Raw genomic sequence first — 11890 nt, forward strand, 5'->3', positions numbered from 1 at the left:
TTCGCGCCCGAGGAGCACGGCGTCCGCACTGCCTTCGGTGAGGATCTTCTCGGCGTGCCGCGGGTCCGTGATCAGACCGACGGCAGCAACGGGCAGCGAGGTCTCCCGCTTCACGCGCTCGGCGAAGGGAACCTGATACCCGGGGCCGGTCGCGATGCGTGCGCGGGGGGCGTTTCCGCCGGTGGAGACGTCCAGCAGGTCGACGCCGTGCGCCCTGAGTTCCCCGGCCAGCCGCACGGTCTCGTCGGCGGTCCAGCCCTCGCGCTCGTCCTCGGCATTCTCGGTGAGCCAGTCCGTGGCGGAGATCCGGAAGAAGACGGGCAGCTCCTCGGGCCACACCTCCCGGACCGCGTCGACGACCTGGAGGGCGAAGCGGACGCGGTTCTCGTAGCTGCCGCCGTACTCGTCGGTGCGGTGGTTGCTGTGCGGCGACAGGAACTGGCCGACGAGGTAGCCGTGCGCGCCGTGCACCTCGACGACCTGGAAGCCCGCCTCGAGGGCGCGGCGGGCGGCGTCACGGAAGTCCGCGACGACCGCCTGGATCTCGTCGACGGTCAGCTCGTGCGGCACGGGGTGGCCGGCGTCGAAGGGCAGCGGGCTGGGGGCGACGGGGGTCCAGCCGTGCGCCTCGGGCCCGACGGGTCCGCCACCGGTCCAGGGGGCCGCGGTGGAGGACTTGCGGCCGGCGTGGGCGAGCTGGATCCCGATGACCGACCCCTGCTCCTTGACGAAGTCCGTGATGCGGCGGAAGGCGGCGGCCTGGGTGTCGTTCCAGATGCCGAGGTCTGCGGGGCTGATGCGACCCTCGGGGCTGACGGCCGTCGCCTCGGTGAGGATCAGCCCGGTGCCGCCGGTGGCGCGGGCGGCGAGATGGGCGAAGTGCCAGTCGGTGGGCACACCCGTCGCGGGCCCCTCCACCGCGGCGCAGTACTGGCACATGGGTGCCATCCATACCCGGTTGGGCACGACGAGCGACCTCAGGGTGAAGGGGTCGAACAGGGCACTCACGACGGACTCCGTTTCGTCGGGTACGGAAGGATCGCTAGTACGATACATCCCGTACTACGACGTCCGTCAAATTACGACGTCTCTCGTACAAGACGGAACGGAGTCCGGAGCGGCGCGCGTCAGGTCAGCGGGTACGACGTACGGCCGGACGCCTCGTCGATCTCGTCGTGGGCCTTGGTCAACAGCTTCATCGCCAGTTCGTTGAGTGCGCGGGCCCCCGCGATCTCCTCGCCCACCCTGGGCTGTTCGGAGTCGGAGGGATGGCGGCTGGCATAGCCGTGGGCACGGACCTCGCTCCCGTCGGAGAGCCGCACCAGAGCGGCCGCGCGGGTGCGGTGGGTGTCTTCCTCGAATTCCAGCTCGATGTGCCATCCGACAGCCGTCTGTGTCATGGCGCTCACCTCCGGAGCCTCTCCTCCAGGGTGCGCCCCGTCCCGCGGCTGTGCGCGGCGGGGCGGGGCCCCGGACCGGGCTACGCCCTGGTGCACGACAGCGGACGGGCTCCCGGCAGCCGGGGCCTTTCGTCCGGATCGCGCCCGGCTCGCGGGGTCAGGCCAGGCTCACGGGGTCCGGACGAAAGGCCCCGGGCCGTCACCGCCCGCGGCGGCGCAGTGTGATGCGGGCGTCGGCCTCGTACAGCTGGTTCCAGCTGCGTCCGGCGCCCGACTTCCAGGTGACGTGGGTGGTGGCCCCTTCCGTCCGGACGGAGTCCACGGTCATGGCGCGGTCGCCGTCGCGTACGTCCCCGCGGCGCAGCTCGTCCGCCCTGACGGTGACCGGGTCCGCCGACCCCGCCCTCTCGGCCTCGTCCGCCGCGAGGCCGAGAGCGGTGGCCAGTTCCCGGGCCCGGGCCGGGGTGCAGATCAGCGAGAGATCTCCCGACGGCGTACCGACCCTGATCTCGACGCCCTCACCGGCCGAGGCCGCCTCCAGGCGGCCGGCCGGCGTACCGGTCTCGTCGTTGCCGCTCGTCATTCGCTCTGCTCTCCCTTGTCCGGACCCCGGGCTTCCAGGGCCTCTCGTTTGGATCATGCCGGGCTCGCTGGGTCCGGCATGACCCGAACGAAAGACCCTAGTGCAGCCGGAGGCTCTCCGGCGGGCCCAGATAGCTGGGCTTGAGGCCGCCGGTGTCGACCACCAGGTTCTGCAGCACCACCGTCGGGTCGACCATCCAGAATTTCAGCACATGCACTCCGGCGGCGGCGATGTGGTGCTCCGTGCCGGTGACGTTGACGTTGTCGGAGGTGTTGCGGGCCCACTGCGCGTTCATGGTCCCGTCGTCGGCCCCCGTCGCCTTCGTGACGTTCACCGACTGCGGTGCGGCGTCGTCGAAGGAGACCGCGTACGTCAGCCCGTCGGTCGGCAGCGCGTTGTTGCGGGGCGACAGATAGGCGTGGACGGTGACCGGGCCGGTGGTGAACAGGCTGACGCGGTACTCCAGCCGGGGGCTGCCGCCACCGGGGGTCTGCCGGGCCGCGGTGACCGGGAAGGGCTCCATCCCGGCGCCGGTCCGACCGATGTCCGGGATGCGCTGCCAGCTGATGCCGCCTCCGTCGACGGCCCGGCTGTAGTGGTCGGCCTCGATGGAGACGTACCCGTTGGCCTCGACGAAGCCGTCGAGGCGCGAACGGGACAGCGCGGGACGGTCGACGACCGCCTTGACGACGACCTCCGCCCCGTCCGGCCCGCTGACGGTGACCGGCACCTCGGTGACCCCCTTCGGGGCCCTGGCCCAGTCGACGCGCAGGGTGATCCGGTCCTGCTGTTCGACGCGGCCACGGACCCGGTCCGCGGTCAGCCAGGAGACGCCGGTGCGCACACGGTAGTCGAACGGGGCGCGGCCCCGGTTGAACACCTCGATGTACTGGGCGGGCTGGCTCTGGTACGGGCTGAAGACCGGGAGCACGGCGGGGCCCCGCTCGTGCGGCCACCATGCGGCCGATCCGTCGACGGCGACGCCCATCTCGGCTCCGGCGGGCAGTTCGATGCGCTGGACCGCCGGGAAGAGGACGTCCTTGAGCGCGACGTTGTTGATCTCGGGCTGCTGCCAGGGGGCGTTCGGGCCGTACCGGGCCACGTCGCCGTAGTCGATGTGCGGCTGGGTCTGGAAGCCCTGCCATTTGCCGTCGGCGATCCGCGTGTTGAAGCGGTCGGCCAGGGCCAGGTCGTCGGCGAGCCTGGCCTCGGCGGCGGCCGCCAGATCGTTGGTGCGGGCCCGGCCCTGGGCGGCGTAGTGCAGGTTGGTGAACTCCGCCTCGCGCAGGGCGTACAGATTGGCGGTGGCCCGCACCTCGTAGCCGACCAGTTCGTACCAGGCGTCCTGGGCGGAGGACGGCAGCCGGCGTCCGACCCGCTCGGCCTCCGCGCCGAGCTGTCGCCATTCCTCCGTGACGCGCTCCAGTTCGCGGTAGTCGACGATGCTGAACGGCGTCGCCTCGTCGTCGTACACGATCGCCGAACTGTCCCGGGACGGGTCCTTGGCCGGGTCCAGGGTGATCCTCCGGTTGAGCAGTTCGGGCTTGCGCCGCGACTGGAGCCGGGCGTAGGCACGCAGGACGGAGGCGATCGCGGCGGCCTGCTTCTCACCGAAGTTCTGCCGGGCGTAGCGCTCCTCCCACTCGGGCAGCCGGTCCAGGGTCCACCGCTCCGGGTTCCAGGCGTACTCCAGGAAGAACTGCGTGGGCAGTTCGTTGCCCTTGAGGTCGCCGACGTTGGTGATCCACAGTCCGTGGTTCCCGTAGGCGACGGACTGGTGGAGCTGGTCCCACATGTTGGGCAGGGAGGCGGTGTCCACCCACTTGTAGTTGCGGCCGACCCCGACGTAGTCGAAGTGGTAGTAGAGCCCGTAACCGCCCTCGCGGGCATCGTTCTTCAGGTCGGGCAGCTTGCGGATGTTGGCCCAGTTGTCGTCGGTGAGCACCACCGTGACGTCGTCGGGGACCCTCAGTCCGCGGTCCCAGTAGTGCTGGACCTCCTTGTAGAGCGTCCAGACCTGCGGAATGGTCGTGACGTCCTTCCCGGAGATCTCGGTCAGGAGCTTGCGCTGAGTGGCGATGATCTCGGTCATCAGCTCGATGCCGTCGCCGTCGGGCAGGCTGACGTCGCCGTTGCCGCGCATGCCGAGGGTGACGACGCCCTCGAAGTCCTCGTCCTTCATCCGGCGGATGCCGTCGGCCCAGTAGGCCTTGATCGCCTCGGCGTTGCGGCGGAAGGACCACTCGCCGGTGCCGCCGTAGGGGTCGTGGCCGGGCGTGGTGATGTTGCCCGCGCTGTCGCGTACCGCCGCGACAGCGTGGCGGTTCCACTCCTCGATGCCGCGCATCATGGGCGCCTCGTGCGAGGTGCCCATGACGACGCCGTACGCCTTGGCGGTGGCGTGGTTGAGCGGGTCGTCCTCGGCGAACGCGCGTCCCCAGACGGCGGGCCAGAGGTAGTTGGCCTTGAGGCGCAGCATCACCTCGAAGATCCTGGCGTAGAAGTCGGCGTTGAAGCCGCCCTCGAAGCCGGGCGCCTTGCCGGGGCCGAAGTAGGCGGGGGCCCAGGTGCCGAGCGCCGGGTTCTCGTCGTTGATGAAGAAGCCGCGGTACTTGACGGCCGGGGTGCCCTGGGTGTGCCTGCCGGGCAGTACGTGGATCTCGTCCCGGCGTACGGGCGCGACGTCGTCCCACCAGTACCAGGGCGAGACACCGATGCCGCGCGAGACGTCGTACGTGCCGAATATCGTGCCGCGCTGGTCGCTGCCGGCGATCACGAACGCCCGGTCGACGCCGGGCAGCGGCTGGTCGACGACGGTCTGGAGGCTGGTCTCCCACTTGCCCCGGATCGCGGAGACGTCGAGTTTGCCCCGAGCGACGAGTCCGTCGATCAGCGGGCTGCGGCCCACGGTGCCGATGATGGTGATCTCGCGGCCCTTGGGCGCCGCGCCGTGCGAGAGCGTGGGGCGGACGCCGGTGACCCGTTCGATGTCGCTCTGGAGGTCCCCGGCCACCCGGACGACGCCGGCCCAGTCGCGGTCGCTGACCAGGATCGGGGCCGCACGCCCGTTCCTGACGAGTGCGAAGCTGCCGCGCCGGGGCGTGAACGAGATGTACGCGCCGGGGTCGGTCGGCCGCGCCGCCGGGCCGTGACCGTTCGCGGAGGCCTCGGCGGACAGACCGAGGAGGGAGCCGAGGGGGGTCGCGGTGAGTGCGGTGAGACCCAGCCCGAGCCCCAGCACCGCTCTGCGGCCTGCGTACTGCGGGACGTTGTCGTCCATACTGCTCTCCTATTTGTTCACATTCTTAACAACTCGGGTGGATGGGTGCCCGGAACAGTTGTCCGGTATGGGGTTGGGCCCCGGTCAGCCGGCGGAGCCGGGCACCACGGGCTGCGGCTGCGCGGCCGTGGCCGGCTCCTCGTCGCCGTCGGGGCCCGAGACCGCCGCGACGATCGCGTCGGCCGTCGCGTCGGGTTCGGGGGCGATCAGCCCGACGACGACGTACACGACCAGCGAGGTCACCAGCGGGGTGACGATGACGAGGGTCTGGTCGGTGCTGTCGAGCACGAACTTCACCAGGACGTAGCCGGTCAGCCCGAGCGCCCAGGAGGACAGCGCCGCCCGCGGACCGCACCGGCGGAAGAGCGGCAGCAGACCGAGCAGCATGGGGATCGAGATCGGCCCCATCACGGCGGCGACCAGGCCGACGATGATGCCCAGCACCCCGCCGAAGTGATCGGCCTCGATGGCGACGACCATGCTGATGGTGATGAAGACGACCGTGCAGACCCGGGCGATGAGCAGCCCCGTCGCCGGGGGCAGGTTCCTGGCGCCGCGTACGAGCGCCGGGATGATGTCGCGGGTGACGACGGCGGAGACCGCGTTGGCGTCGGACGACGCCATGGCCATCGTGTGGGAGAACATCCCCGCCAGGGTCAGCCCGACCAGGCCCGCCGGCAGATACGACTCCGCCATCAGCGCGTAGACCTTCTGCGGATCGGTGATGTCCGGCAGGAGTACGGCCGCGGCGAGCGGCGGGAACAGCAGGACCGCGGGCCACACCACGTACAGCACGGCGGAGAGCCCCGCCGAACGCCGGGCGGCCTTCGGGGTGTCGGTGGCCATGTACCGCTGGGCCAGGTTCCACATGCCGCCGTTGTACTCGAAGAGCTTCACGACGACGTACGCGCCGAGGAAGGTGGCCGTGTACGGGCCGACCAGCGGATGACCGTGCCCCTCCGGCAGCCGGTGCCAGATCGTGCCGAGCCCGGAGACACCGTCACCGAGCCGGTCGAGGACGACCCAGACCATGGCCAGCGCCGCGAAGCCCTGGATGACGAACTGGCCGAAGTCGGTGAGCGCGTCGGCCCACAGCCCGCCGACGGTGCAGTACAGCAGGGTGACCACGCCGGTGATCAGGATGCCGGCGGTCATGGACATACCGGTGAACACGTTGAGCAGGACCGCCACCGACGCCCATTTCGCGGCGACGTCGAAGACCTTGAGCAGGGCGCCGCTCCACGCGAGCGCCTGCTGGGTGGGGACGTTGTACCGCTGGGCCAGGTACTCCAGCGGCGAGGCGACGGCGTAACGCTGCCGCAGCCGGTTCCAGCGCGGGGCGAACAGCCAGGCGCCCACGCCGGTGCCGAGGGCGAGCGGCAGGAACGCCCAGACGTAGACGGTGATGCCGTAGCTGTAGGCGATGGCGGCGTAGGCGACGAACACGGCGGCGCTGTAGCCGGACATGTGGTGGGAGATGCCGGACAGCCACCAGGGCATCCGGCCGCCACCGGTGAAGTAGTCGCTGACGTCACCGACGCGCTTGTGCGACCAGAGGCCGATGAGCAGCATCACCAGGAAGTAGCCGCCCAGGGCGGCCCAGTCGAGAGGGGCCATGACAGAACCTCGATGTCCTGTGGAGGGGTACGGAGGGTGGGCCGCGGAACCCGCAGCGGGCTCCGCGGCAGGTCACCAGCGCGGTGACTTCTTCTCGTAGCCCGGGTAGGTCCGCTTCATGTAGCCGGTGTCGTCCCGGTTGCGCAGACCGCAGCGGAGGTACTGCTCGTGCAGCCGGGCCAGCGCGTCCCGGTCGAGCTCCACCCCGAGCCCGGGCCCCTTGGGCACCTGGACGGACCCGTCGGTGAACTCCAGTACGCCGGGCTCGACGACCTCCTCCGTCTTCCACGGCCAGTGCGTGTCGCAGGCGTAGGTGAGGTGGGGTGTGGCGGCTGCCAGGTGGGTCATCGCGGCCAGGCTGATGCCGAGGTGGGAGTTGGAGTGCATGGACAGCCCCATGCCGAAGGTGTCGCAGATGCCGGAGAGCTGTTTCGAGCGGTGCAGGCCGCCCCAGTAGTGATGGTCGGAGAGCACCACCTGTACGGCGCCCTGCCGCACGGCCGGCGCCAGGTGCTCGAAAGCGACGACGCACATGTTGGTGGCGAGCGGTATCGGGGTCTGCCGCGCCACCTCCGCCATGCCGGCGAGTCCGGGGGTCGGGTCCTCCAGGTATTCGAGGACACCCTCAAGCCGGCGGGCCACCGCGACCGAAGTCGGCACGCTCCAGGCCGCGTTGGGATCGAGCCTGAGCGGCACCCCCGGGAGTGCCTCGCGCAGGGCGAGGACCGCCTCGATCTCCTCCTCGGGCGGCCGGACACCGCCCTTGAGCTTGACGGCGGTGAATCCGTACTCGGTGATCATGCGCCGGGCCTGGGCCACGACGGCGTCCGGATCCAGCGCCGCGCCCCAGTCGTCGGGTTCGCCGCCGGGGTGCCCGGCCCACTTGTAGAAGAGGTAGGCGCTGAACGGGACGGAGTCCCGCACGGCGCCGCCCAGCAGATCACTGACCGGGCGGCCTGCCGCCTTTCCCTGGAGGTCCAGACAGGCGACCTCGAACGGGGAGAAGACCCGGTCGACGGCGCTGCTGGTGGTGATCATCCCGGTCAGTCCCGAACCGGCGGCGCCGTCGTCCCCGGCGAGTGCCTCGGCCACCTTGCTGTGCATGGCGCCGAGTGCGTACACGTCCATCCCGGTGAGGGTGTCCGCGGCCGCCCGCAGGCGGCGCAGATGACCCTCGTCGGCGTAGGTCTCGCCGAGCCCGACAAGTCCTTCGCCGGTGTCGACCTCGACGATCGCACGCAGTGCGTACGGTTCGTGCACGCCCACGGCGTTCAGCAGAGCCGGGTCCCGGAAGGCCACCGGGGTGATCCTCACTCCGGTGATCCGGAGGCTGTTCGTCATACCGATGCCCTTCCGGTGAGTGGTCAGTCCCGGCCGGCGGCGAGCAACAGGTCCTGGGTCAGGGCCTTGTAGGCGGGCTTGGCCGCGTAGTTCTCGTCGAAGAGGTTGGCCGCGCCCTCGCCCTCGAAGGTGCCGGGCACCCAGGAGTACTTGTCGGTGAAGCCCCACACGGTGAAGTCGGTGCAGCGACGGGTGAGCAGGCAGCCCCGCAGCAGCACGTCGTATCCCTCCGCCTGCGCCTCCTGCTTGGTGCTGTCGGAGGGCATCGGGACGCGGACGTCCGCTTCGGTGATCGCGGTCTCCAGACCGAGGTCGTCGAACCGCTTCATGTTGTCGGCGATGTCGTGCGGGGCGTTGTACTGGACGGAGAGGTGGCCCTGGATCCCGACGCCGTCGATCGGTACGTGCTGCTTGCGCAGCTCCACGACCAGGTCGTGGAGCGCCGTGCTCTTCGCGTTGACGCCTTCGATGTTGTAGTCGTTGATGAACAGCTTGGCCTTGGGGTCGGCCTGGCGGGCCCAGCGGAAGGCGTCCGCGATGTAGCCGGGGCCGAGCTTGCGCAGCCAGATGCTGTCGCGCAGGGTGCCGTCGTCGTTGAAGGCCTCGTTGACGACGTCCCACTGCCAGATCCGGCCCTTGAAGTGGCCGGCCTCGTCGGTGATGTGCTTGCGCAGGATGGCGCGCAGCTCGCCGGCGCTGAAGTCGCCCTCGGTGAGCCAGGCCGGCAGCTGGTTGTGCCAGAGCAGGGTGTGGCCGCGCACCAGCTGCCCGTTGGCTCTGGCGAAGTCGACCAGCTCGTCGGCGGCGGCCCAGTCGTAGGTGCCCCGCTCCTTCTCGACGACCTCCCACTTCATGACGTTCTCGGGGGTGACGGAGGTGAACTCGCCCGCCGCCTTGGCCCGGTAGGGGGCGTCCGCGGCCAGGGCCGCCATGTCGACCGCGGTACCGATGCGCAGGTCGGCGCGCAGGCCGAGGCCGCCCAGGGTGTCGGCGGCGGGAGGCTTCGGCTTGCCGTGCGAGCCGGAGTGCTCCGGGGCCGCGGATGCGCTGAGGGTGAAGGAGGAGACGAGCAGGGCCGCGGCGGCGGTGCCGATCATGGCGGCCTGGGTTGTCTTGCGCATGACATATCCCTTTCGGTGGGCACGGCTCCCCCGGAACCTGAATGCCGGGATCGACGCACGTTCGATGAAGATGCTTCGAAAGTTTCGTGAACCTCCCCGCAGCCGGCGGGGAGACCGCTCGCCGGCGGGGAGGTTCACGAAGGGGATGGTGCGGATGTGGGGGCCGGACCGGTCAGTGCGCGGCCGGCTCCGGTACGGGGGCGGGCTCGACCGAGGTGCCGCAGACGAGCTGTCGCCGGTGGTCGACGATGCGCTCGGGGCCGGTGAGCCTGAGCCGCAGGGTCCGGCGGACATCGGCCGCGTCGCTGGAGGAGGCGAGCCGCAGTTCGAGCGCGCCGGGCTCGACGACACGACGGCCGCCGATGCCGGTGAAGGACGCCAGATCCGCGTGGAAGCGGAACCGGACCGTGGCCGCCGCGCCGGCGGCGAGCGGGACCCTGGCGTAGCCGATCAGCCGTGCCTGCGGCCGGGTGGTCTGGGCCACCGGGTCGTGGAGGTAGAGCTGCACCACTTCGGCCCCGTCGTGCTCCCCGGTGTTGCGGACCGTGACCTCGACGTCGGCGGAGCCGTCGGTGGGGATCTCGGCCGGGGCGGGATCGCCCCGCTCCCAGTCGAAGGTCGTGTACGACAGGCCGTGCCCGAAGGCGTAGAGCGGTGTCGGGTCCAGGTTGCTGACCCCGCTCAACAGCCCCAGCGGCGGCTGCAGATACGTCCACGGCTGACCGCCCGGCCCCTGCGGAACACTGACCGGAAGCCGGCCGGAGGGGTTGACCCGGCCGGAGAGGACCCCGGCCAGTGCCGGACCGCCCTCCTCGCCCGGGAAGAAGGCCTGCACGATCGCTGCCGTCCGGTCCGCCCATCGTCCCAGCGCGTACGGGCGGCCCGTCAGCAGCATCAGGACCACCGGGGTTCCGGTGGCCAGCAGGGCGTCGAGGAGCTCGCCCTGCACGCCGGGCAGCGAGAGGTCGGTCGCGTCGCAGCCCTCGCCGGAGGTGCCGCGGCCGAAGAGACCGGCCCGGTCGCCGAGCACGACCACGCAGACGTCGGAGTCCCGGGCCAGCCGGACGGCCTCCGCGATCCCGGAGGTGTCCGTACCGTCCACCTCACACCCGGCGGCGAAGTCCACCCCTGCGCCGGGGAACTCCCCGCGCAGCGACTCCAGCACCGTCGGCACGTCGATGCCCCTCTCGAACCCGGGGTGCGAGACGCCGACGTGGCTGGGGAAGGAGTAGCAGCCGAGCATGGCCAGCGCGTCGTCCGCGCGGGGCCCGACCACTGCGATGCGCCCGGCGTTCCGCAGCGGCAGGGTGCCGCCGGGGTTGGCGAGCAGCACACAGGCCTGTTCGGCGAGCTCCCGGGCCAGGGCGCGGTTCTCCGGCGGGTCGAGGTCGACGGTGTCGCGTGCCTTCTCGGGGTCCGCGCCCTTCAGTGCGGTGGGCAGCGGGGACCAGTCCGGGTCGAGCAGCCCGAGCTCGCACTTCTGGAGCAGGACGCGGTGCAGGGCGCGGTCGACGAGCGCCTCGTCCACCGCCCCGTCCCGGACAGCGGCGACGAGGACGTCGCCGTAGCTGCGGACGGTGGGCAGTTCCACGTCGACACCGGCGCTCAGGGCGAGGCGGGCGGCGTCGGCGCGGTCGGCGGCGACCTTGTGCAGGGTCTCCAGGAAGCCGATGCCGAAGTAGTCGGCGACGACGGTCCCGGTGAACCCCCAGGTGTCGCGCAGGAGCCCGGTGAGCAGGGCCGGGTCGGCGGCCGCGGGCACGCCGTCGATCTCGGCGTAGGAGTGCATCACCGAACGCGCCCCGCCCTCCCGCAGGGCCATCTCGAACGGCGGCAGGATCACGTCCGCTACCTCACGGGCCCCGGCCCGCACCGGCGCGAGGTTGCGGGCGCCGGCGGAGGCCGCGTAGCCGGCGAAGTGCTTGAGCGTGGAGATGATTCCGGCGGATTCCAGCCCCCGCACGTAGGCGGTGCCGATGGTGGCCACCAGATAGGGGTCCTCCCCGATGGTCTCCTCGACCCGGCCCCACCGCAGGTCGCGCACCACGTCCAGGACGGGCGCCAGCCCCTGGTGGACCCCGACGGCACGCATGTCGGCGCCGATCCGCCGGGCCATCTCGGCGACCAGGTCCGGGTTCCAGGCCGCGCCCCAGGACAACGGGACGGGGTAGGCGGTCGCGCCCCAGGCGGTGAAGCCGGCCAGGCACTCCTCGTGCGCGAGGGCGGGGATGCCGAAGCGGCCGGCCTCGGCGATCCGTTCCTGGGCACGGGCCAGGGCGAGGGCCCCGACGCCGGGGTCGACGGGAGCGGTGCCGAACGGCCGGGTGAGCTGGCCGAGACCGCGGGTCGTCAGGTCGTCCCAGTCGACCGGATCCACCATGTCGTTCTGGTGCGGGGCGACCCCGTCGCCCTCGGCGTCGGCGCCCACCCAGATTCCGTACAGCTGGGCGGCCTTCTCCTCCAGGGTCATCCGGGGGACCAGGTCGGCGACCCGCTCCTCGGGGGTGAGGGAGGGGTCGCCGACCTGGTCCCCCGGATGACCCTGGAG

General features: G+C 71.3%; 8 protein-coding genes. All 8 read right to left on the bottom strand.

The features are described from left to right. On the bottom strand, nt 1–1008 hold a 1008-nt coding region (locus JGS39_RS30865; protein WP_219572998.1), incomplete at its 3' end, for an NADH:flavin oxidoreductase/NADH oxidase. A 119-nt stretch (nt 1009–1127) separates the two neighbouring features. Beyond that, nucleotides 1128–1400 (bottom strand): DUF1876 domain-containing protein, encoded by a 273-nt coding sequence (locus JGS39_RS30870; protein ID WP_219572999.1) that lies wholly within the window; start codon nt 1398–1400, stop codon nt 1128–1130. Between the two features lie 199 nt (nt 1401–1599). After that, nucleotides 1600–1983 (bottom strand): hypothetical protein, encoded by a 384-nt coding sequence (locus JGS39_RS30875; protein WP_219573000.1) that lies wholly within the window; start codon nt 1981–1983, stop codon nt 1600–1602. 97 nt (nt 1984–2080) lie between these two features. Beyond that, nucleotides 2081–5263, bottom strand: a complete 3183-nt coding sequence (locus tag JGS39_RS30880; RefSeq protein ID WP_219573001.1) for a glycosyl hydrolase 115 family protein — start codon at nt 5261–5263, stop codon at nt 2081–2083. A gap of 84 nt (nt 5264–5347) precedes the next feature. Next, the gene (locus JGS39_RS30885) at nt 5348–6880 is read right to left on the bottom strand and encodes a sodium:solute symporter family protein (RefSeq protein ID WP_219573003.1); all 1533 of its coding nucleotides are present in this window, start codon (nt 6878–6880) and stop codon (nt 5348–5350) included. Between the two features lie 72 nt (nt 6881–6952). Beyond that, complete coding sequence (locus JGS39_RS30890) at nt 6953–8221, bottom strand: glucarate dehydratase family protein (protein ID WP_219573005.1); 1269 nt, start codon at nt 8219–8221, stop codon at nt 6953–6955. Nucleotides 8222–8244: 23 nt separating this feature from the next. Next, nucleotides 8245–9342, bottom strand: coding sequence for an endo-1,4-beta-xylanase (locus JGS39_RS30895; protein ID WP_219573006.1), 1098 nt, complete (start codon nt 9340–9342; stop codon nt 8245–8247). A 172-nt stretch (nt 9343–9514) separates the two neighbouring features. Next, nucleotides 9515–11890 (bottom strand): beta-xylosidase/alpha-l-arabinosidase (locus JGS39_RS30900; protein WP_236065839.1); only part of this gene is annotated, 2376 nt, incomplete at its 5' end.

Source organism: Streptomyces poriferorum, assembly GCF_019399235.1.
In the GTDB taxonomy this organism is placed as follows: Bacteria; Actinomycetota; Actinomycetes; order Streptomycetales; family Streptomycetaceae; genus Streptomyces; species Streptomyces poriferorum.